General features: G+C 45.8%; 16 protein-coding genes and 2 tRNA genes. 10 read left to right on the top strand and 8 right to left on the bottom strand.

Going from position 1 to position 22,447, the window contains the following annotated elements:
• Window positions 1–12: 12 nt before the first annotated feature.
• The 5 genes from BT_RS06180 to BT_RS06200 all read left to right on the top strand — a co-directional run bounded on the left by BT_RS06180 (window position 13) and on the right by BT_RS06200 (window position 6,980).
• A complete protein-coding gene (locus BT_RS06180; protein ID WP_011107661.1) occupies window positions 13–1,182 on the top strand; it encodes a dicarboxylate/amino acid:cation symporter in 1,170 nt (389 codons plus the stop codon).
• Window positions 1,183–1,258: 76 nt separating this feature from the next.
• Window positions 1,259–2,329, top strand: coding sequence for a GDP-mannose 4,6-dehydratase (gene gmd, locus BT_RS06185; protein ID WP_011107662.1), 1,071 nt, complete (start codon window positions 1,259–1,261; stop codon window positions 2,327–2,329).
• A gap of 103 nt (window positions 2,330–2,432) precedes the next feature.
• Window positions 2,433–3,503 carry a GDP-L-fucose synthase family protein gene (locus tag BT_RS06190; RefSeq protein WP_008763415.1) on the top strand — a complete coding sequence of 357 codons (1,071 nt, stop codon included), beginning with the start codon at window positions 2,433–2,435 and terminating at the stop codon, window positions 3,501–3,503.
• A 606-nt stretch (window positions 3,504–4,109) separates the two neighbouring features.
• Window positions 4,110–5,768 (top strand): AMP-binding protein, encoded by a 1,659-nt coding sequence (locus BT_RS06195; protein ID WP_011107663.1) that lies wholly within the window; start codon window positions 4,110–4,112, stop codon window positions 5,766–5,768.
• 63 nt (window positions 5,769–5,831) lie between these two features.
• Window positions 5,832–6,980 carry an LA_2272 family surface repeat-containing protein gene (locus tag BT_RS06200; protein ID WP_011107664.1) on the top strand — a complete coding sequence of 383 codons (1,149 nt, stop codon included), beginning with the start codon at window positions 5,832–5,834 and terminating at the stop codon, window positions 6,978–6,980.
• Between the two features lie 323 nt (window positions 6,981–7,303).
• On the opposite strand, the gene BT_RS06205 is transcribed toward BT_RS06200, so the two are convergent.
• From BT_RS06205 to BT_RS06215, 3 genes are all read right to left on the bottom strand, one after another.
• Entirely contained in the window at window positions 7,304–9,298 is a 1,995-nt protein-coding gene (locus BT_RS06205) for a fructose-1,6-bisphosphatase (RefSeq protein ID WP_008763412.1), read from the bottom strand.
• Window positions 9,299–9,412: 114 nt separating this feature from the next.
• A complete protein-coding gene (locus BT_RS06210; protein ID WP_008763411.1) occupies window positions 9,413–11,080 on the bottom strand; it encodes a putative transporter in 1,668 nt (555 codons plus the stop codon).
• A 315-nt stretch (window positions 11,081–11,395) separates the two neighbouring features.
• Entirely contained in the window at window positions 11,396–11,839 is a 444-nt protein-coding gene (locus BT_RS06215; protein ID WP_008763410.1) for a hypothetical protein, read from the bottom strand.
• Window positions 11,840–12,517: 678 nt separating this feature from the next.
• On the opposite strand from BT_RS06215, the gene BT_RS06225 reads away from it, so the two are divergent.
• The 3 genes from BT_RS06225 to BT_RS06235 all read left to right on the top strand — a co-directional run bounded on the left by BT_RS06225 (window position 12,518) and on the right by BT_RS06235 (window position 13,016).
• Window positions 12,518–12,604: transfer RNA gene (locus BT_RS06225), tRNA-Ser, on the top strand.
• Window positions 12,605–12,670: 66 nt separating this feature from the next.
• Window positions 12,671–12,742, top strand: a tRNA-Glu gene (locus tag BT_RS06230).
• A gap of 67 nt (window positions 12,743–12,809) precedes the next feature.
• A complete protein-coding gene (locus tag BT_RS06235) occupies window positions 12,810–13,016 on the top strand; it encodes a hypothetical protein (RefSeq protein WP_008763408.1) in 207 nt (68 codons plus the stop codon).
• A gap of 169 nt (window positions 13,017–13,185) precedes the next feature.
• On the opposite strand, the gene BT_RS06240 is transcribed toward BT_RS06235, so the two are convergent.
• The gene (locus BT_RS06240; RefSeq protein WP_008765992.1) at window positions 13,186–13,920 is read right to left on the bottom strand and encodes a DUF3845 domain-containing protein; all 735 of its coding nucleotides are present in this window, start codon (window positions 13,918–13,920) and stop codon (window positions 13,186–13,188) included.
• A gap of 100 nt (window positions 13,921–14,020) precedes the next feature.
• Between BT_RS06240 and BT_RS06245 the strand changes: the two genes are divergently transcribed.
• On the top strand, window positions 14,021–14,605 hold the full coding sequence (locus tag BT_RS06245; RefSeq protein WP_008765993.1) for a Crp/Fnr family transcriptional regulator: 585 nt from the start codon (window positions 14,021–14,023) through the stop codon (window positions 14,603–14,605).
• A gap of 17 nt (window positions 14,606–14,622) precedes the next feature.
• On the opposite strand, the gene BT_RS06250 is transcribed toward BT_RS06245, so the two are convergent.
• From BT_RS06250 to BT_RS06260, 3 genes are all read right to left on the bottom strand, one after another.
• Window positions 14,623–15,525, bottom strand: a complete 903-nt coding sequence (locus BT_RS06250; protein WP_008763406.1) for a helix-turn-helix domain-containing protein — start codon at window positions 15,523–15,525, stop codon at window positions 14,623–14,625.
• 96 nt (window positions 15,526–15,621) lie between these two features.
• Window positions 15,622–17,364 carry a bifunctional metallophosphatase/5'-nucleotidase gene (locus BT_RS06255; protein WP_011107667.1) on the bottom strand — a complete coding sequence of 581 codons (1,743 nt, stop codon included), beginning with the start codon at window positions 17,362–17,364 and terminating at the stop codon, window positions 15,622–15,624.
• On the bottom strand, window positions 17,361–19,286 hold the full coding sequence (locus BT_RS06260; RefSeq protein ID WP_011107668.1) for a sensor histidine kinase: 1,926 nt from the start codon (window positions 19,284–19,286) through the stop codon (window positions 17,361–17,363). Before BT_RS06260 ends, BT_RS06255 begins: the two co-directional genes overlap by 4 nt.
• Window positions 19,287–19,403: 117 nt before the next feature.
• Here BT_RS06260 and BT_RS06265 point away from each other — a divergent pair, with 117 nt between their 5' ends.
• On the top strand, window positions 19,404–21,536 hold the full coding sequence (locus tag BT_RS06265; RefSeq protein ID WP_072067041.1) for a Tex family protein: 2,133 nt from the start codon (window positions 19,404–19,406) through the stop codon (window positions 21,534–21,536).
• Here BT_RS06265 and BT_RS06270 read toward each other — a convergent pair.
• On the bottom strand, window positions 21,508–22,404 hold the full coding sequence (locus BT_RS06270; protein WP_011107670.1) for a CPBP family intramembrane glutamic endopeptidase: 897 nt from the start codon (window positions 22,402–22,404) through the stop codon (window positions 21,508–21,510). The two genes, BT_RS06265 and BT_RS06270, sit on opposite strands and share 29 nt — an antisense overlap.
• Between the last annotated feature and the right edge of the window lie 43 nt (window positions 22,405–22,447).

Here is a 22,447-nt window from a genome sequence, read left to right on the forward strand (position 1 = left end):
ATAACTATCAGAATGAAGAAGATTAAGATCGGCCTGCTGCCACGCATCATTATTGCTATCATCTTAGGTATTGCCATTGGCACTATTTTTCCGGCTCCGCTGGTGCGAATATTCGTTACGTTCAACGGAATTTTCAGTGAATTTCTTAACTTCTCCATCCCGCTCATTATCGTCGGACTGGTCACCGTAGCCATTGCCGACATCGGCAAAGGTGCAGGAAAGATGCTGCTTGTCACCGCCCTCATCGCTTACGGTGCGACGCTCTTCTCCGGCTTCCTGTCCTACTTCACCGGTGTCACCGTGTTCCCCTCGCTCATCGAAGTGGGCGTACCGCTCGAAGAAGTCAGCGAAGCGCACGGCATTCTCCCCTACTTCTCCGTATCCATCCCTCCGCTGATGAATGTCATGACGGCATTGATCCTTGCCTTCACACTGGGATTGGGACTGGCGGCACTGCACAGCGATGCTCTGAAGAGTGTAGCACGGGATTTTCAGAAAATCGTCGTACGCATGATCAGTGCGGTCATCCTGCCTTTGCTGCCGCTTTACATCTTCGGCATTTTCCTGAATATGACTCATTCCGGACAAGTATATGCCATTCTGATGGTCTTTATCAAAATCATCGGAGTTATCTTTCTGTTGCATATCTTCCTGCTCGTCTTTCAGTATTCCATTGCGGCACTCTTTGTCCGTAAGAATCCGTTCCGGTTGCTGGGCAGGATGATGCCGGCCTATTTCACCGCATTGGGCACGCAATCGTCCGCAGCCACCATTCCGGTGACGCTGGAGCAGACGAAGAAGAACGGAGTATCCGCCGACATTGCAGGATTCGTGATTCCGCTCTGCGCCACCATTCACCTGTCCGGCAGCACGCTGAAAATCGTGGCCTGCGCACTGGCACTGATGATGATGCAGGGAATGCCGTTCGACTTCCCGCTGTTTGCCGGATTCATCTTTATGCTGGGCATCACGATGGTAGCCGCACCGGGCGTTCCGGGAGGAGCCATCATGGCGGCACTCGGTATCCTGCAATCGATGCTCGGCTTCGACGAGTCGGCACAGGCACTGATGATCGCGCTCTACATCGCCATGGACAGTTTCGGTACTGCCTGCAACGTGACGGGCGACGGAGCCATCGCGTTGATCATAGACAAAGTGATGGGAAAAGGAACGGGAAAATAAAACTGACTTGGTTTGCATATACAGCATAAAATAACGAAATTTGTCCCCCGTATTTTCAAATAAAAAATAAAGGAATATGAAAACAGCCCTTATATCAGGCATCACCGGACAGGATGGTTCTTATCTTGCCGAATTTCTCTTGCAAAAAGGTTACGAAGTACACGGTATCCTCCGTCGTTCTTCCTCATTCAATACCGGACGTATCGAGCATTTGTACTTTGACGAATGGGTACGCGACATGAAACAGAAACGTACCATCAACCTGCACTACGGCGATATGACGGACTCCAGCTCACTGATCCGCATCATACAGCAGGTGCAACCGGATGAAATCTACAATCTGGCAGCGCAGAGTCATGTGAAGGTATCATTCGACGTGCCCGAATATACTGCCGAAGCAGACGCTATCGGCACACTGCGTATGCTCGAAGCCGTACGCATCCTGGGACTGGAAACGAAAACAAGGATATATCAGGCTTCCACCTCCGAGCTTTTCGGCAAGGTGCAGGAAGTTCCGCAGAAGGAGACGACTCCGTTCTATCCCCGCTCTCCCTACGGAGTGGCAAAGCAGTACGGCTTCTGGATCACCAAGAACTACCGTGAAAGCTATGGCATGTTTGCCGTTAACGGCATCTTGTTCAATCACGAAAGCGAACGTCGTGGCGAAACATTCGTTACCCGCAAGATTTCTCTCGCTGCCGCACGTATCGCGCAAGGCGAGCAGGACAAGCTGTATTTAGGTAATCTGGATGCCCGCCGTGACTGGGGGTATGCGAAAGATTACGTGGAATGTATGTGGCTGATTCTTCAGCATGACGTTCCGGAAGATTTCGTAATCGCCACCGGAGAGATGCACACCGTACGCGAATTTGCCACACTGGCATTCAAGGAGGCAGGCATCGAACTTCGTTGGGAAGGCGAAGGCGTGGACGAAAAGGGTATCGACGTGGCTACCGGAAAAGTATTGGTAGAGGTTGATCCCAAATATTTCCGTCCGGCAGAAGTGGAACAACTGTTAGGAGATCCTACCAAAGCCCGGACATTGCTGGGATGGAACCCAAGGAAGACATCGTTCGGAGAACTGGTAAGCATCATGGTGCGCCATGACATGGAAAAAGTAAGAAGAATGATCGCTACCAAGCACTAACAGACCTCAAACCGAACACGGATTACGCCGATTCAACGATCTTCATTTTTTACATGAGATGCGCATAACCGGAGTAATCCGTGTTCATATATGATACTTAATCATGGAAAAGAATGCAAAAATCTATGTAGCAGGGCATCACGGTTTGGTGGGTTCTGCTATCTGGAAGAATTTACAGGATAAGGGATATACCAATCTGATCGGGCGTACGCATCAAGAACTGGATTTGCTCGACGGTGTAGCTGTCCGCCGTTTTTTCGACGAAGAGCAACCGGAGTATGTGTTTCTGGCTGCTGCATTCGTAGGCGGCATCATGGCAAACAGTATTTATCGTGCCGACTTCATTTATAAGAACCTGCAAATACAGCAGAACGTCATCGGTGAAAGTTTCCGTCATAACGTCCGGAAACTGCTGTTTCTGGGCAGCACCTGCATCTATCCGCGTGACGCCGAACAGCCGATGAAAGAAGAAGTCCTGCTGACTTCACCACTGGAATACACAAATGAGCCATACGCCATCGCCAAGATCGCCGGACTGAAAATGTGCGAGAGCTTCAACCTGCAATACGGCACGAATTACATCGCCGTGATGCCGACCAACTTATACGGTCCGAATGATAATTTTGACTTGGAACGCAGCCATGTCCTGCCTGCCATGATCCGTAAGATTCATCTTGCGCACTGTCTGAAGGAAGGAGACTGGGAAGCTGTCCGCAAGGATATGAACCAACGTCCTGTAGAAGGCGTCAATGGCGACAGCCCCAAGGCGGACATTCTGAATATCCTCCGCAAATACGGTATCAGCGAAACGGAAGTGACTCTGTGGGGCACGGGAACTCCCCTGCGCGAGTTTCTCTGGAGCGAAGAAATGGCCGACGCCAGTGTATTCGTAATGGAACACGTGGACTTCAAAGATACCTACAAAGAAGGTGACAAGGATATCCGCAACTGCCATATCAACATCGGAACGGGAAAGGAAATCACCATCCGCCAACTCGCCGAACGAATTGTAGAAACGGTAGGCTATCAAGGCAAACTAACCTTCGACAGCAGCAAACCGGACGGCACTATGCGCAAACTGACCGATCCGTCCAAACTACACTCTTTGGGATGGCATCACAAAATAGAAATAGAGGAAGGAGTACGGAGAATGTACGAATGGTACTTGAAATAAATTCAAAAAGAACTATCCGCATTGGGGCTGACTAAAAAGTCGGTAGTATCTACATTCTCCTCCTTCGGGAAGGAGGAGTGGTCGAAGACCGAGGTGGTAGGTGAACACATAAACTAATAATAATAAATTAAGTTATATGCTTACCTACCACCTCCCCCTACGGGTACTCCTCCTTCCCGAAGGAGGAGAAGTAAGACACTACCGACTTCTAATTCAGCTCATTAGGAACAGACTGAAAACAACCGGTTTTTCGGATTAATCCATGTTAATGACTGCGACATGCATTGTGGACTGTCTTAACAAGCATTGTTAATGACATTACCATGCATTCTTATCGACCCTAACAAGCATTGATAACTTCCTTTTCTTATAGAGAGAACAGTAATGTCATCTGTAAGGAACAATCGTGCCACAGGCCGGAAACACTTGTGCCAAAGGCGTGGCACAACTCCTTCCCCTATACTTCCCAACACTTTTCCCATACTTCCACATCTTAGTCCCTTATTACCCCAAGACTCCCCATTTCCAAAAATTCTTCATTCTTAATTCTTCATTCTTAATTTAATTACTATATTTGCACAATTTAATACCAAATGTGCAAAAACAATGGAAAAGAGTTTTATAGCTTACATTGAAAATAGTATCAAGAACAATTGGGACTTAGACGCCCTGACAGATTATAAGGGAGCCACCCTTCAGTATAAAGACGTTGCTCGAAAAATCGAAAAACTCCATATCATCTTTGAAGAAAGCGGAATCCGCAAGGGAGACAAAATCGCCGTTTGCGGCCGAAACAGTTCCCATTGGGGAGTCACTTTCCTCGCCACACTGACGTATGGAGCAGTCATCGTCCCCATCCTTCACGAGTTCAAGGCGGACAATGTGCACAACATCGTCAACCACTCCGAAGCCAAATTACTATTTGTAGGAGACATGGTGTGGGAAAACCTCAACGAATCGGCAATGCCCCTGCTGGAAGGTATTCTGATGATGAACGACTTCACCTTACTGGTATCACGCAGCGAACGCTTGACGCACGCACGTGAACATCTGAACGAAATGTTCGGCAAGAAATATCCGAAGAACTTCCGCAAAGAACACATCGAATACCATAAGGATGAACCCGAAGAACTGGCAGTAATCAACTACACGTCCGGCACAACGAGCTACTCAAAAGGAGTCATGCTCCCCTACCGCAGCCTCTGGTCGAACACCAAGTTCGCGTATGAAGTGCTCGAACTGAAAGCCGGAGACAAGATCGTCTCCATGCTTCCTATGGCACATATGTACGGACTGGCCTTCGAGTTCCTCTATGAGTTCTCCGTCGGCTGCCATATCTACTTCCTCACCCGTATGCCGAGTCCGAAGATTATCTTCCAGGCATTCGAAGAAGTAAAACCGAATCTCATCGTCGCCGTTCCACTCATCATCGAAAAGATTATCAAGAAGAGCGTACTCCCGAAACTGGAAACGCCGACCATGAAAATCTTACTCAAAGTACCCATCATCAACGACAAGATAAAAGCAACCATACGCGAAGAAATGATCAAAGCGTTCGGTGGAAACTTCAGAGAAATCATCGTAGGTGGAGCAGCTTTCAACCAGGAGGTGGAACAATTCCTTAAAATGATAGACTTCCCTTATACAGTAGGCTACGGCATGACAGAATGCGGTCCGATCATCTGCTACGAAGACTGGACAAGATTCAAGCCGGGTTCGTGCGGAAAAGCCGCGCCGCGTATGGACGTACGGGTGCTGTCTTCCGATCCGGAAAATATCGTTGGCGAAATCGTCTGCAAAGGGCCTAACGTAATGCTGGGATATTACAAGAACAGCGAAGCGACAGAAGCAGTGATCGACAAAGACGGCTGGCTGCACACAGGCGACCTCGCCTTGATGGACGCCGAAGGCAATATCACCATCAAGGGACGCAGCAAGAACCTGTTGCTCAGCGCCAGCGGACAGAACATCTACCCCGAAGAAATCGAAGATAAACTGAACAATCTGCCATACGTATCGGAAAGCATCATCGTACAGCAGAACGAGAAACTCGTCGGACTGGTTTATCCGGACTTTGACGAAGCATTCGCCCATGGTCTGAAGAATGAGGACATCGAACGGGTAATGGAAGAAAACCGCGTAGCACTGAACGCCATGTTACCGGCATACAGCCAAATACTAAAAATGAAGATATATCCCGAAGAATTTGAAAAGACCCCGAAGAAGAGCATCAAACGCTATCTGTATCAGGAAGCGAAAGGATAAAGGAAGTGAAGGATTAAGGGAATACTCTGTGAACCTAAACTGAAAAAAAGAGTTATAATAAAGATGAAGATAATAAAGACAATATTCACGGCAGCTGTTCTGATGGCTGCCGTTTGTTTGCCGGCACAGAACAAGAGTGCGGGCATCAACCTTTCCTTATGGAAAGACATCTGCACACAGCCGTATGACAGCACTCAGACGACTTATGTAAACCTCGGTCTGCTGTCTACGCTGAACCGTCTCAACGGCGTTGGCATCAACGCGCTGGGAAGCGTCATTCATGGAGATATGAACGGAGTACAGATCACAGGATTAGCCAATCTTGCCGGTGGTACGATGCGGGGTGTTCAGATAGCGGGTGTCAGCAATATCAGCGGAAACAACACCGTAGGGCTTTCCGCCGCCGGACTAGTGAATATCACAGGCGACGGCTCAAAGGGGGTCATTATTTCGGGACTTACCGGCATCGGTGGAGACAACAACTCGGGAGTAATGATAAGCGGTCTGATGAATGTGACGGGAAACATGGCTTCGGGATTTCAGTTTTCCGGCGTGTCAAATATCACGGGACAGAGTTTCAACGGTATGATGACTTCCGGACTCTTGAATGTGGTAGGCGAAAACATGAACGGTCTGCAGATTGCCGGTATCGCCAATATCACCGCAAAAGACCTGAATGGCGCACAGATCGGGTTATGCAACTATGCGACGAAGGCTCATGGCTTTCAGATCGGTCTGGTCAATTACTACAGGGAAGATATGAAAGGATTACAACTCGGCCTCGTGAACGCGAATCCCGATACAAGAATACAAATGATGGTATATGGCGGTAACGTCACGCCCGCCAACATAGGAGTGCGTTTCAAGAACCAACTGTTTTATACGATCTTGGGAGTGGGTGCATTCGATCAGAATCTGAACGATAAATTTTCTATCAGCACGTCTTACCGTGCCGGATTGGCGGTACCTGTTTACAAAGGTTTGTCCATTAGCGGTGACCTCGGATTCCAGCATATAGAAACGTGCTCCAACAAGGGTGAAGTGATTCCCCGACGCCTTTATGGATTGCAGGCACGAGCGAATCTGGAATATCAGATCAGCAAGAAATTCGGCATCTTTGCCACCGGTGGTTACGGACTGACACGGTATTACAACAAATCCGGTAATTTCGATAAAGGAGCGATCATAGAAGCAGGTATTGTCCTCTTCTAAGGCTGATTAATAAGTAATAGGTAATAAGTATTAAGTATTAGGTAATAAGTATTAGGTAATAAGTATTAGGTATTAACCGTAGCTATCATTTAGAGGTATATCTATCTGTCATTCAAAGTTTTCATCACTTTATCAAAGTGAAACAATTCGATAATGACGAGCATAAGTATCTGTCATCCTGAGCTTGTCGAAGGATCTCCTCTTTTGTAGTCACAAAGAAGAGATTCTTCCTCCTTACAGTCGTCTGAATGACAGACAGATGCGTCTCTAAATGGCAGCTACGGTTAATACCTAATACTTAATACTTATTACCTATTACTTATTTATACTTTCTCTTTAATCAACCCGATGCGATAAGCCACAAGCAACTTCTTCAAATCCTGAATCTGCGTCACAAGTTCCTTCCCTTTATCGGTGTCTTTCACCATCATCCGTTGCGAATTGAACTCCAGTACAAAGTTGGTTGACTTGATATCCAACCCTTCTTCAATGGCTTTCTGCCTGGACTGGAACGGCTCGTGCTGCACCAACTGCATCCCGTGAGAATGGTAAACAAGCGTATAGCCCGCAATTCCCGTCTCCGGCTGATAGGCTTTGGAAAATCCTCCGTCAATAACGAACAATTTGCCATTTGCCTTCATCGGCTGTTCTCCTTGAATAGTCTTTACAGGCACATGACCATTGATGATATGAGAATGAGGTCCCAATGCCCCGAACTCATCTAATATCTGATCGCAGATATCTTCACGATTGCGAAGCGTGTAGTAATATCCCTTCTTTTCCTTTTGTATCTCCTTGTCTTCCAGAAAATAGCGTTCGAAAGTCGCCATCTTATCCTTATCAAACAGAGGAGCTTCCGGACCACACCACATATACCAGATATAGTCCATCGCAAATTCTTTATCATCCTCTCCTTCTTCATCAAAGTATGCAGTACGAATCAGCTGATCGGCCTTATCGAGCAACTTGCGTCCCCAATACTCCTTGCCACGTATCTTGACATGCTTGAAACTGCCATCCTCATTCAAAGGTACCGAAGCATGATAAAGAAGATTGGAATTGGAAACCAGATACATTCCGCCATACGTAAACAGGCAACGCATGTGCTTCTTCAACTTCTCGCTATTCATAAACGAATAGTGAATCTTTTCCACAAGTTCCCGTTCTTCGTCGGTCAGTCGATAAGGATCGGCAGGGTCTACGGTCGGAAAGTTTGTGTCACGCAGGGCATATTCTTTGCCTTCATACACAAAAACTCCACGCTCAAAATCGATCTTCTCCAACAGCTTCCGGTTACTCATCCCGAACTCCGGACGACGGTCTATTATTTCAGCTTCCAGCTTAAACTGGATGATCGTAATCGCCTTGTGCATCTGGGTGATCAGACGCAAAGTCTTCTCATTGTAATTGGTGTCGGCAAAATTCATCTTCGGCATAAAGATGGTACACGGATCATCGGCATAAGTATCCATGGCAAAAGTTGCCAGAGGAAGCAGATTGATTCCATAACCGTCTTCAAGAGTACCCAGATTGCCGTAGCGCATGGACATACGGATCACGTTGGCTATGCAACTGTCATTGCCGGAAGCGGCTCCCATCCACAGGATATCGTGGTTGCCCCATTGAATGTCGAAGTTGTGGTAATTGCACAAAGTATCCATGATGATGTGCGCTCCGGGACCACGGTCGTATATATCACCCACAATATGAAGAGAATCAATAGTCAGACGCTGAATCAGATTACACATGGCTATAATAAAGTCATCCGCCCGCTTGGTAGAGATTATGGTGCTGATGATGACATTGATATATGCGTGCTTATTCGGCTCGACAGACGTTTCGTGCAGTAATTCCTGAATGATGTAAGAGAACTCTGCGGGCAAGGATTTTCGAACTTTGGAACGGGTATATTTGGAAGATACATTCTGACAAACCTTCACCAACTGGTTCAGAGTGATCAGATACCAGTCGTCCAGATCCTTCTCGCGGGCTTTTACCAGCTGAATTTTCTCTTCCGGATAATAGATCAACGTGCAGAGTTCTTTCTTCTCCGCTTCGCGCAGGGTATTGCCGAAAATCTCGTTCACTTTGCGTTTTACCGCACCCGAAGCATTCTTTAACACATGTTGGAAGGCTTCGTATTCACCGTGTATGTCTGTCAAGAAATGCTCCGTTCCTTTAGGCAGATTCAGGATAGCCTCCAGATTAATAATTTCCGTACTTGCATCGGCAATAGTAGGAAAACTCCGGGAAAGCAACTGCAAGTAGCGGAGATCGCCAACTATGCTTTCAGGAGTTATATTACTTTGAGCAGTCATTATATGTACTATTTTACTATTTACAATATGCTATTTATCGACTTATCGTTTATCGCTATAAATATAACGATTTATCATCTACTTATTACAAATTCCAGCCTTTAATGTTCATCGTCAGCCCAATAAAAACATCAACAGCACCTGCGCAATGATCACACGCAGAAACATACACAACGGATATACTGTAGCATAAGCGACGGAAGGATTGTCACCCGGTATCGTATCGTTGGCATAATTCAGCGCCATCGGATTCGCCATACTGCCGCACAACATACCGGATACACTGCCGAAGTCTATCTTCATAATCTTGAAAGCGACAAAGCCGACCAGGACCGTCGGGATAATTGTCAGACCGGCTCCCAAAGCTATCCAAAGCAATCCTTCCGGACGGAAGACAGTATCGAAGAAATGAGCACCGGCATCCAGACCAAGACAGGCTAGATACATGGAAAGCCCCAACGCGCGCAGCATCAGATTGGCGCTGCGGGTAGTGTAAGTGATCATGTGTATCCGTGGGCCGAAAGTTCCCAGCAGGATACCCACGATAATCGGTCCGCCTGCCAGCCCCAGCTTCACGGGAGTACTGATTCCCGGTATGGAGAACGGGATCGCTCCCAATGCCAATCCCAATACGATGCCTATAAATATGACAACAAGATTAGGTTCTTTCAGACTTTTCACTGCATTTCCCAATACTTTTTCTACATTCTGAATGGCTGCTGCTTCACCTACTACTGTCAGGCGGTCGCCCAGCTGGAGAATCAGTTCCGGAGTGGCAAGTAGTTGCACACCCGAACGGTACACACGGCTGATATTGATTCCATAATGGTTTCTTAGTCTCAATGAGCCAAGTTTCTTTCCATTCAGTTCGGGGCGGGTTACGACGATACGCTGCGAGATCAATTCGCTGTCAATTGCATTCCAGTCTATATCTTCCTTGTTCCAGTCCGTATTTTCTTCCTGTTCACCGAAAAGTACTGTCAGAGCCAGGACATTCTTTTCCGCTGTGATCACCAACAGGCGGTCGCCTTCCTTCAATACCTTGTCGGAGGTAGGAATACTGACATGACCGTCACGCCACAAACGGGAAATCACAAATTTCGGATAACTCATCTGAGCTATATCCTTGATACTTTTATTAAAAATAGCGGGGTTATGTACTTGAAACGCTGCGATAAAGGTTTTGTTGGCATCATCCTTTTCTTTAATCTCCAAGTCTTCTTTATGAACCAAGAATTTACGAATCAGCAGTACGGCAAGAATCACACCGATCACTCCCATCGGATAGGCTACCGCACACCCCAAAGCCGGAGTACTGCTCTCTATGCCCATCTGTTTAAGTGTCTGCTGCGCAGCTCCCAAGGCAGGAGTATTAGTCGTGGCTCCGCAAAGGATACCCACCATATCAGGAAGAGACACACCTGTCGCATAACTGGCAACAACAGTCAGCAAAGTACCCAACAGAACTACGGCCAACGCCAACATATTCAGCGTCACCCCTCCTTTCCGGAAAGAACTGAAGAAACCGGGCCCTACCTGAAGCCCCAGTGAATATACGAAAATAACCAGTCCGAAACTTTCTGCATAATTCAGCATCTGTGGATCAACCGAAAGCCCGAAGTGTCCGGCAAGGATACCTGCAAAAAAAACAAAAGTGACTCCCAGAGATACTCCCCAGAAATGCACTCTTCCCAGCCCCAGCCCAATCGCAGAAATCAGTGAAAGCACCACAACTGCCTGTAAGGCAGAATGTTCGAGAAACAGATTATATAACCACTCCATGAATTAAACATACTAATAGGGCGCAAAGATAAAAACTATTTAGTCCCATTCAAAACTTTTAAGCTTTCATTTCGCGCCCTATCTCTTCTCTAAATTCTTAATATCCTGAAATCTTATATGTTATCCTTTAAATTATCTGTTTGTTATCCGCAATCTTTTTACCTGTCACCTCCACCTATCGCTTTTTACCTTTTCAACCTATTCCATGTGGTATCTTTCTACCTGTCGTTATCCGAAATCTCTCTACCTGTCATCTTTTGTGTAATCATCATTTTCTTTTCATTTGCCGGCACTTTCCATCTGCCGGCTGTTATCTCACCTACCTGTATATTCTACGAAATTATTCCGACCATCCAGATAACCGCTCAATCGATTTCCTCCGATGTATACATCATCCAGGTAAGATACATCATTGCGACCGTAATCCATACGAATGGAAGTCTGTGCATAATTCTCCCAGTTCCAACGGAAATAATATTCGAATGTCTCCACATGTCCATTAGGATATTCCACCCGAATAAAATCAACGCCTGTCCGGTCCAAATAAAAGTCGAGTTCCTGACGGCAACGGTTACCGTCCACATCCCGATAAAAACTCACCCATGTACGGCTACATAAATCAGAAGAACGATTATAGTAACCACCACCGATATTATCATCATCATAAAAACTATCGATTTCTACTTCACAAGAAGTCAGACTCAACGTTAACACAGCCATTAAAGCCAGTCCTAAGTATCTAAATGCGTTCGTTTTCATATTCCTTTATTTTTAATGGTTCCTTTATTAATCCTATCATTTATCTTTCGATATTACAAAAGTAGGGAATGAATTCTCCTTATGAAATTGAAAATTCCTACTTGTTTAGGGGAATTCACCTAATGGAAGAGGTAAATTCCCCCAACGTACTGGATACCTTACAGATTCCTAAATAGCTAAGAAGACACGCTTCCGCCCTCCAAAACCTTAATAAACATTGAATCAAACATTCAATTATTTAATCAATGTTATAAATCAAGCCATTTAGCCCGATTTATTTGCAGATATCACAAAACTCCGTATATTTGCAATGTGTTTTTCATAGTATTAGATTTAAGGTTAACAAAAAGATTGGCTGTCTGGGATAGATAGCCTTTTTTTATGCTCTTTTTTTAATAAACTTCTCAAGAAGCCATGGAGACAAACGTAAAATGGCAAATACTGATGTAAAAAATCTGATGACACCACAGGCTTCTATAATAATTAATAAGGTAATCGTTTTCTCCCATGAATAGTGAGAAAAAATATTCTCAAAAAAAATAATCCGTTTAACATTTGAAACATAGCAAGTTATCTCTTTCATCAAAAAACAAGTAAAAAAAATCTTGCTAAAAGATTTGCGTAGTCCAAAAGTTCCCCCTATATTTGCACCGCATTTGAGAGAGAATGCGGGTTCAAGGAAGTTTGGGTGAGTGGCTGAAACCACCAGTTTGCTAAACTGACGTACGGGTAACCGTACCGGGGGTTCGAATCCCCCAGCTTCCGCAAGATTCTCTAGATAAAAAGAGCTAAGTTTTATAGACTTGGCTCTTTTTAAATCTATCAAAAGCCGGTGGGTTCGTCTAACGGTTAGGACACATGCCTCTCACGCATGTAATACGAGTTCGATTCTCGTACCCACTACTCTTATTTTAGTTAGCCTCTTACATTGAAGTAAGAGGCTTTTTTTATTGGGTTCATATCTCAAGAAATGGAATATAACGTAAAAGAATTAAAAAAGGTATTGATTGAACAATGCAAAGAAGAAGGTATTTATTACGCATTGATAGCAATCAACAAACAAACGAAAGAGATCGTTTTGCCACAAAGCCTTGATAACGCTTTAAATAATCCGGATTACTGCGTCTTTAAATGCAGGAAAGTGAAGGATGAATATAAAGTAGAAGAGGTAAAATAAGCATAATTAAAAAAGAAGGATATGCTTATTGATATTGTATTAAGATGTTAAAAGATTTAATAATTATTTGAGCATTCAAAGTTTTTTCTGTAAAAGAATGTTATATCCATGTAAAACGATTGTCTTTCACATGGATACCCGTCAATAAATGAAGAAAAACGCTGCTTACTTACATTTCTTCACTCTGCTCGTACAATTCAAAGTAAGACTCTTTATCAATCCGCAGTCGGACTCTGTTTTCCCGCTTCTGACCGGCCAGATTGATAAATAAATTGAAGTATAATTGACTAAAAGAGAGGTCGGAACGATCATAAGTGATATCGAAAGTACAGGTTCTTCGGAACGAATCGAAAGTCCCCAGCTTCATACCTCCCTTGCACATAAAGACTTCGGGGAAATTCGCAGGCGGATAAGGCTGAAACAAGCTGGCCAGCTGCGCATACACATAATCGATCATCCATTCGTCACCGGATACAAGCAATTCTCCTTTCAGACGAAGTTTGACTGCATATTTAGCTGTAACGTCCTGAGAAGTATAAATAGGGACCTGACTCTCCGACGGGTAATTGCCATCCTTATAGCCTAGACTCATGGTCAGTTTTGATTTACCCACTCCGTTGAAATCTGCGACGTTCTGATCTTTCTGTTGATTTTTCAAGTCAATCATAAACGTCAGTTTACCCAAAGTCGGGTCATTCGGATATTGAGCTATCGTATCCAGCACATAATCTTCTTCATTGAAACTTCGCGCTACCAATACATCCTCCTCTCCGACTTCCAACGCCGGACCTCCTCTTTCAATATCCACATCGCCTACAGGGTAATATATTGCATCATTATCTCTGACACAACCTGTCAGACAAAGCAGTAAAGCTGCCATTCCTACTATCTTATTCATTATCATATACATCCTTATTTTGGAGACAAAGATACATCTTTTTTGAATCAACTTGATTTATATCAACCGTTTTTAGTACTTTTGCACATAACAAGACTATAATGACATGGATACACTACTAAGAGAAACTGTAAATACCGTCGTAAATTCCCGCTTTCCCGAAATGAGTATAGAGGGACGCCGGCAGATAGAAAGCATCCTGATACGTGAAGAATATCCTAAAGGAGTGATCGCACTTAATGAAGGAGAAGTAGCCCATGAATTAGTTTTTGTCGGGAAAGGGATGCTCCGGCAATATTATTATAAAAACGGAAAAGACGTTACCGAACACTTCTCATACGAAGGCTGTATCCTGATGTGTATCGAAAGTCTGCTGAAACAAGTCCCTACCCGATTGATCATAGAGACACTGGAGCCTGCTGTCATATACCTGTTCCCTTATGACAAAATGATGCAGCTGACAAAGCAAAACTGGGAAATCAATATGTTCTATCGGAAGATACTTGAATATTCCCTGATTGTATCGCAAACCAAAGCCGATTCCTGGCGTTTCGAATCCGCCCGCGAGCGTTATAATCTATTGCTCGAAACTCATCCGGAAATCATCAAACGGGCACCTTTGGCACACATCGCTTCTTACCTGCTGATGACACCGGAAACATTGAGCCGAGTACGTTCAGGCGTTCTGTAGTTTTGTAATTTTGGAAGCTATCTGCTTTTCCGGTATTCTTTGGGAGACATACCGGTATAATGCTTAAAGTACTTACCGAAGAACGACTGGTTGGCAAAGTTTAAACGGTCGGCTATCTCCTGTATGTTCATGCTCGAAGAATTCAAGAGTGCCTTCGCTTCCAAGATCACTAATTCGTCAATCCACTCCCCTACCGTCTTCCCGCTGACTTCCTTGACAACTCCGGACAGATGTTTCGGCGTCAGACACAACTGATCCGCATAAAACTTCACGCTGCGTTCCGACTGATAAGACTGAACCAAAGATTCATAGAAGCGCTCAAATATATATTCTTTACGACTTTTACTTTTGACAACGGCAGAAGCATCCGGAGCATAACTGTTGAAAATATTGCAAAGCTCAAAGAAGAAGCCCTGCATCAATCCCATTACTACCTCCCTACGGTACCTATCGTCTTTATTTTTCAATCTCTTTCTGATGAAAGCATGATACTCCTTAATCATCTCCTGCTCGTGCAGATTGAGATCAAAACAAGGGTAATCTTTCAGAAAGAAAAAGAATGAAAGCACATTACCAACTTTGGGCAATGATTCCAACAGACTTTTTGATACAGCAAAGAAAATCCCTCTGAAATTGGAACTGAACTGACGATGTTCGATTATCTGATTGGGCAACGCAATAACCATTCTGCCCGGAATCAGTTCAAACTCACGCAGACTGATATTAAAACGAGTAGAGCCTTCCAGACAAAGTCCGATGCTCACCACTTCCAGTTTACTGGGGCCATTATAAAGGGAAATAACGCTCTCCGTGTCGAAGAGCGCTATATCATTGCCGACCACATCAATACTACCCGGATCTATATGTTTAGAATGAACTACCGAAGAAATACCTATCTTAGGAACAACTTGCATATCCATACACTCTCTCTTTTGGTTGCGACAAAGATACCAGTAATAATGAGATGTTCAACCTAAGGCGAGAGATTATCTGTCAAAAAGAACACTTTTGCCTACTTATTGACTATCTCCGAATAAAAACTTATAATCACGTTCGGCAGCCGGAACAGTCCACTTTTCAGGAACGAATTTCCATTGGTTCAATGCCTTCGGGTCCATAGTACCTTTCTTTTCTATATAATTCATCAGATAGAAACGAAGATCCTTATCCGTAGAGAAGATGATACGCTCTTTCAATTTCTCCTGCGGGATGCCTGATCCTTTCGTCAGCAGTTCTCCACCGCCATTCCCCCGGTAAGAGTTCAAAGCCACCTTATAAATCTTATCCATGAGGAAAGGACTGCCGTCTGCCATGCTGATAATCGTAATCTTTTCCCCTTGCGGCTTGGTGACGTCTACGGTATAAATAATTCCCGATGCTGAATCAAAATTGAAGCTGAAATTTTGGAAAGAAGCTCTGTCCTCCGCACCTTCGCGACGTTTCTCCTTAAACCAGAGCAGATGATCGTCCGGAGACTTCATCCGGTTGGTCCACATGAAATAAGACATTTCCAGATAATCCTTGATTTCTTTTCCGGATAAAGTCATCATATATAGCATATTCTCATACTTATACAGATTGAACATATCACTGACAAACACATCCCCTTTATTTATTTTCGCATCAAATGAAAGCGGTGCCGCAAAGGATATCTCCGCACCGGTGATTTCAAGCTGCAAGGTATGGATCAAGTCGATAAAAGCAGACGATCCGAAGAAAGAAGGACGGGTCGAGATACTTTCAGTGAATGTACCGATCTTTTTAGAGACAAAGTTACGGACAGTGTCATATTGAGGAGCAAAATTCTTCATAAAGTCCTCACTGATTCCATAATCTTTCGTTTCGGTCAATACTCCTTTTATATCTTTGCTGCGCACTTTCCCATCTTTCAGTTTCAAGGTCACATCGATGTTGGACAGAACAATTCCGTTGCTTGCCGGATCAATGACCAGTACCGAATCACCTGCCACATTCATCACTTTCTTACATTCGCGCGCATGATCGTGTCCCATCAGTACAATGTCAAATCCGGGGACATTCTTCGCCACACTCAGAGAAGCGTTTTCATTATACTTGCCGGACATTTTGAAAGCCTCCTGCCCCGCATGGAACAAGCCGATCATCAAGTCCGGATTCTCTTTTTCACGGATGATCTTCATCCATTTGCGTGCAGTCTCCTCCATGTCGTCGAAACGCAGTCCCTTCCACAGGTTCTCCGAGAGCCATGCAGGGATAGCAGGGGTGATCATTCCAAGGATTACGATTTTCACTCCGTCACGTTCCATGACCTTATAAGGAGGAAGATGAGGTTCTCCGGTCGATATATCGATGATATTAGCTCCTAATACGGGAAAGTCACAGGTATTTATCCAGCGGTCGAACACGGCTCGGCCTGTCTCCACATCATGATTACCCATATTTCCGGCATCATATTTCATGTAATTCATCATTTCCGCGCATAGGTGGGGTGATACTGTATCTATATAATTATAGTAATAGGCAGTCGGTTGCCCCTGCAATATATCGCCGTTGTCGAGTAAAATAAGATTCTCCTTATATTGTTCGCGTTCTTTCTCCACAAAAGCGTATATTCGTGCCAGACTGCCCTGCCAATCCTTACGGGTAATAAAATTATAAGGATAATAATTACCATGTACATCACTTGTCTGTACAATTTTCAGCTTCACTACTTTTTCCTGTGCCGCAATTGAGAGCACGAGGCAAAGAAGCCATACGTAAACACATGCAAATCGTTTCATTCTTTTTCTATTTTAAGCGGATGTGAGAACATGAACCGTGCACCTCCCGTATATTCGGAGTCGATCCATATATCCCCTTTCCATTTATGCACAATCAATTTACAGATAGATAATCCCAAACCTGTTCCCTGGGCATATTCGTTCAGCTTCTCGAAGCGCTCGAATACCAGTTTCTGTTTCTCTTTCGGGATGCCGCACCCTGTATCCGTCACAGAGAATACAGCCATCTCCGTCTCTTCATTCACCGAAAATTCCAGTGTTATCTGCCCTTTCCTGGTGAACTTATCCGCATTAGACATCAGATTGATAATCACCTGCTGCATACGCTGTATGTCTGTCGTCATCCGAAACGACTCATAATCGCTGACAAACAGGAACTGATTGCCGGACTGCCGTGAAACGCTGACAGATGCCACCACCTGCCTGCATAGCTGCACCACGTCACACTCTTCCCAAGTCAACGTGACCCTGTTCGCTTCCAGGCGTGAGAGATCAAGAATATCATTGATCAGGCGAAGCAACAAATCCGAATTTGTCTTGATAATCTGATAATAGGTCTGCTGTTCTTCTTCCGTATTGCCACCCACAGCGAGCACATCCGAGAAACCTACAATGGAGTTTAAAGGCGTACGTATCTCATGGCTCATATTGGCGAGGAAAGCACTTTTCAGGCGGTTTGATTCTTCTGCACGGTCTTTTGCCACCCGCAGGTCTTTTTCCGACTTCAGCAGATCGTCCTTCAGACGTTTGGTGCGGAAATAGTAGAAGAGCGAGATGCACAACCCCAGCACAAGGATGACAACCAGCGCACATGCCGACCAAATCTGATAAGTATATTGCTGATAGAATGATACGGTCTGATTAATAATCTGCACATCAAAAGGAAGGATGTCCGGGTCCAGTCCCCACTCCTTCACCTTCCGGCTGTCCAGTACGGCCTTGCTGCCAATCACGGAAAGGTGCTGCTGCTCATCCGCCGGATATCGATCAATCTGTACGGATGCCAATGCCATGTCCATCCCCAGTTTCCGGTAATCGGGCAGCACTCCGCCGATCGCCCAATACCCCAGACTCACCGATGAGGGAGTAAAAGTCGGAATGGTCGGAGTAACCTCCATCATGGCATAGGTAGCATTCCGCATGAAATAACCTTCGTTCATATCCACACGCCACGTGCCTACCATGATCACCGTATTCTCCGGTAAATGACGCAACTCTTCCACAATTGTATAGATAGTATGCCGCCGGCCGTCCATCAGGATCAGGTCGATTTCGGGAAACTTCTTCATTTCTTTCCGCACCAGTGCCTGCATGGTGACGCCGCCGTAAGTATTGTCCGAAATAAAAGCGATGTGTTCCGTCTTCGGATAAAACGCCTTGATCATCCGGACATTATCTTCTATATTGTACTGATTGATAAATCCCGACTTCAATTCCGGTATATTCATGTGGTCGGTAAAGAGATCGACCGATTCCGGCATCCATGCGTCCAGTCCGGCAACCGTATCCTCAGGCAGTATGACGATGTTGCTGCTGACGAGACTACACATCACCGGCACCTTCACCTGTATCGAATCCCGTTGCGACAGATACGCCGCCCACGCTTCCTGTCCCAACAGAATAATTTGCGCCGGATGCTTCTCCCCTTGATATTTAGAAAGAATCTGCGTCATCATACCGCTCCAAAGCGGGGCTTCGGAGAAACTTTTGCAGTTCATGTTTTCAATGATAATATCGCGTTTCCCTCCCAGTTTGTTATATTCTTCCATATAGTCGGAGATAGTGACCGAAGTTTGATGAGCGGCGGGATTGTAGGAGCAGATAATCAGGATGGGTTTCTGATCGTTAGAGACAGCAAATAACTCTGTGGCCCGGAAAAGCCATAGCAAACAGATAAACAGGCACCCTATATATCTCATCATACTCGTAAGTTTTGAAGTGTTACTATCTCATTTTAGCTTGCAAATATACTAAAACTTGTCGGCTATAACAGATTTATGTGTATTTTTGTCGCTCATTCATTCGCAAAAAAATTGTTTATGGAACTATTTCACCAAATGATTTCCGGATTACTGGGGATACCGGAAAGACAAATCAGCAGTACCCTCCACTTGTTGGACGAAGGTGCCACCATCCCTTTCATCAGCCGTTACCGTAAGGAAGCTACCGGCGGACTGGACGAAGTACAGATAGAGAACATCAAGGAGCAACATGACAAGTTGTGCGACATAGCCAAACGGAAGGAAACCATCCTCAGTACCATCAACGAGCAAGGGAAACTCACTCCGGAGCTCGAAAAGCGCATCAACGCCACCTGGAATCCTACGGAACTGGAGGACATCTACCTCCCCTACAAACCCAAACGGAAGACCCGTGCCGAAGCGGCCCGCCAGAAAGGATTGGAACCGCTGGCCATGATCATGATGCTGCAAAGGGAGCCCAACCTCACCGCCAAAGCCGCCACCTTCGTCAAAGGCGACGTCAAGGATGCGGAAGACGCACTGAAAGGCGCCCGTGACATCATCGCAGAGCAAGTGAACGAGGACGAGTGTGCCCGCAACGCCATACGTAACCAGTTCACCCGTCAGGCGGAAATCACCGCCAAGGTAGTGAAAGGAAAAGAGGAAGAGGCCGCCAAGTACCGGGATTATTTCGACTTCTCCGAATCGCTGAAACGCTGCACTTCCCATCGCCTGCTCGCCATCCGCCGGGCAGAATCCGAAGGGTTGCTGAAAGTATCCATCAGTCCGGATGACGAAGCCTGTCTGGAACGCCTCGACCGCCAGTTCGTACATGGCAATAATGAATGCAGCCATCAGGTAAAGGAAGCCACTGCCGACGCATATAAACGTCTGCTCAAACCTTCCATCGAAACAGAATTTGCCGCCCAGTCCAAAGAAAAAGCCGACGACGAAGCTATCCGCGTATTTACGGAGAATCTCCGCCAGTTGCTTCTCTCTCCTCCTCTCGGACAGAAACGGGTGCTCGCCATCGACCCCGGATTCCGTACCGGCTGCAAAGTCGTCTGCCTCGATGCGCAAGGCAACTTGCTGCACAATGAGAATATCTACCCGCATCCTCCGGTCAATAAAACCGGTGAAGCGGCCTCCAAACTCCGCAAGATGATAGAAGCCTATGAAATTGAAGCCATCTCCATCGGCAACGGAACAGCCAGCCGCGAAACGGAAGACTTTATTAATCATCAGACCTTCGACCGGCAGATTCCTGTATTCGTGGTCAGCGAGCAGGGCGCTTCCATTTATTCGGCATCCAAGATCGCCCGTGACGAGTTTCCCGATTATGACGTAACGGTACGTGGAGCAGTCTCCATCGGTCGCCGACTGATGGACCCTCTGGCGGAACTGGTAAAGATCGACCCCAAATCTATCGGTGTGGGACAATACCAGCACGATGTAGACCAGACGAAACTGAAGAAAGCCCTTGACCAGACAGTGGAAAACTGCGTGAACCTGGTAGGCGTGAATCTGAATACCGCCAGCAGTCATCTGCTGACATACATATCCGGTCTGGGGCCGCAACTGGCACAAAACATTGTCAACTTCCGTGCCGAGAACGGAGCTTTCAGTTCACGCAAGGAGCTGATGAAAGTCCCCCGCATGGGTGCCAAAGCCTTCGAACAGTGTGCCGGCTTCCTCCGCATTCCCGAAGCAAAGAACCCATTGGACAACACTGCCGTGCATCCGGAAAGCTACCACATCGTAGAGCAAATGGCAAAAGATTTGAAATGTAGCGTAGACGAACTGATCGCGAATAAGGAACTCCGCCAAAAAATCAAGATATCGGACTACATCACGCCGACTGTGGGCCTGCCTACCCTGCAAGACATCATGCAGGAACTCGACAAGCCGGGTCGCGACCCGCGTAAAGCGATCAAGGTATTTGAATTCGACAAGAACGTGCGCACCATCGCAGACTTGCGCGAAGGCATGATTCTGCCGGGCATCGTAGGCAATATTACAAATTTCGGAGCTTTCGTCGATATAGGCATCAAGGAGAACGGGCTTGTACACCTCTCCCAACTGGCCGAACGATACATCTCCGATCCTACAGAAATCGTGTCCATCCACCAGCATGTCATGGTCAGAGTGATGAACGTGGATACCGACCGGAAACGGATTCAGCTTAGCATGATCGGGGTACAGCAAGACTGATTGCCTCCCGTTTTTCTCCCCACCAAACAATTAAAATCGTAAAGATAATCATCAGTACTGTACAAATGAGCGAGCCTTCAAACCCGAAGGCTCCGCCATTCAGTACGTTCTCTTCGGGCAGATGCAGCGTCAGCAGGGATGTCCCAAAGTCATTTCCACTTACCTGATAGCCCAGTATCGGGCCCTGAATCCAGTTCCAGAAAAGATGAAGGGAAATAGGGAAACAAAGATTGCGCGTATATAAATAGGAAGCGCCGATAAACATACCTGCAAGTAACAGATTCAGCATAGGCAGGAAGGCAAGGTTCGGATTGAAGAGGTGCAGCAATGCGAACAGCAGTGCGGAGACAAAAAGAGACAGGAATTTATTCATCCGGGTATGCAGCAGACGGCCGAGTATATAGCCACGCATCATGATTTCTTCGGCCAGAGCCACCAGCAGGCAGAACACAAAGGTAGCAAGCAGATTCAGAGGATCGAATCGAAAACCGGTTACTTCCACCTCACCCAAAGCCAAAGACAGTCCGAAGCCGATCAAGTAGAGAAGGATGGCTGCCAGCAGTCCGTACCACAATCCCCGTGCATGACCTTTCAGTGTCAGTCCCAAGTCAGAGAAAGGGCGACGCTCAAAATAGAGCAGAATCACTGCCGAAGTCAGCACAGCCAGCAGCATGCCGGCTTCCGCCACCATATGCCCCAACAATCCGGGGTGCCTTGCCTCATCACCAAGAATCAGAGATAAAACTCCGAAGCCTATCGTACTATACAATCCAAAGGTGACGAAAAGCCCCAGTGCAAACAACAGGATGCACGCCCATACGGGAAGTCTCTTCGGTTCTTTCTTTTCTCTGATTTCTTCTGTCTCCATTTTTACTTTTTGTTAATCACGCTACAAAATTAGATATAAAACA

It is taken from the genome of Bacteroides thetaiotaomicron VPI-5482 (assembly GCF_000011065.1).
GTDB classification, from domain to species: domain Bacteria; phylum Bacteroidota; class Bacteroidia; order Bacteroidales; family Bacteroidaceae; genus Bacteroides; species Bacteroides thetaiotaomicron.

Bases quoted from the DNA above. Each gene is read 5' to 3' on its own strand.
- BT_RS06180 (WP_011107661.1), top strand. From the start codon at position 13: ATGAAGAAGATTAAGATCGGCCTGCTGCCACGCATCATTATTGCTATC.
- BT_RS06190 (WP_008763415.1), top strand. From the start codon at position 2,433: ATGGAAAAGAATGCAAAAATCTATGTAGCAGGGCATCACGGTTTGGTG.
- BT_RS06205 (WP_008763412.1), bottom strand. From the start codon at position 9,298: ATGACTGCTCAAAGTAATATAACTCCTGAAAGCATAGTTGGCGATCTC.
- BT_RS06200 (WP_011107664.1), top strand. From the start codon at position 5,832: ATGAAGATAATAAAGACAATATTCACGGCAGCTGTTCTGATGGCTGCC.
- BT_RS06195 (WP_011107663.1), top strand. From the start codon at position 4,110: ATGGAAAAGAGTTTTATAGCTTACATTGAAAATAGTATCAAGAACAAT.
- BT_RS06260 (WP_011107668.1), bottom strand. From the start codon at position 19,286: ATGATGAGATATATAGGGTGCCTGTTTATCTGTTTGCTATGGCTTTTC.
- BT_RS06255 (WP_011107667.1), bottom strand. From the start codon at position 17,364: ATGAAACGATTTGCATGTGTTTACGTATGGCTTCTTTGCCTCGTGCTC.
- BT_RS06235 (WP_008763408.1), top strand. From the start codon at position 12,810: ATGGAATATAACGTAAAAGAATTAAAAAAGGTATTGATTGAACAATGC.
- BT_RS06240 (WP_008765992.1), bottom strand. From the start codon at position 13,920: ATGATAATGAATAAGATAGTAGGAATGGCAGCTTTACTGCTTTGTCTG.
- BT_RS06265 (WP_072067041.1), top strand. From the start codon at position 19,404: ATGGAACTATTTCACCAAATGATTTCCGGATTACTGGGGATACCGGAA.
- BT_RS06245 (WP_008765993.1), top strand. From the start codon at position 14,021: ATGGATACACTACTAAGAGAAACTGTAAATACCGTCGTAAATTCCCGC.
- BT_RS06210 (WP_008763411.1), bottom strand. From the start codon at position 11,080: ATGGAGTGGTTATATAATCTGTTTCTCGAACATTCTGCCTTACAGGCA.
- gmd (WP_011107662.1), top strand. From the start codon at position 1,259: ATGAAAACAGCCCTTATATCAGGCATCACCGGACAGGATGGTTCTTAT.
- BT_RS06215 (WP_008763410.1), bottom strand. From the start codon at position 11,839: ATGAAAACGAACGCATTTAGATACTTAGGACTGGCTTTAATGGCTGTG.
- BT_RS06270 (WP_011107670.1), bottom strand. From the start codon at position 22,404: ATGGAGACAGAAGAAATCAGAGAAAAGAAAGAACCGAAGAGACTTCCC.
- BT_RS06250 (WP_008763406.1), bottom strand. From the start codon at position 15,525: ATGGATATGCAAGTTGTTCCTAAGATAGGTATTTCTTCGGTAGTTCAT.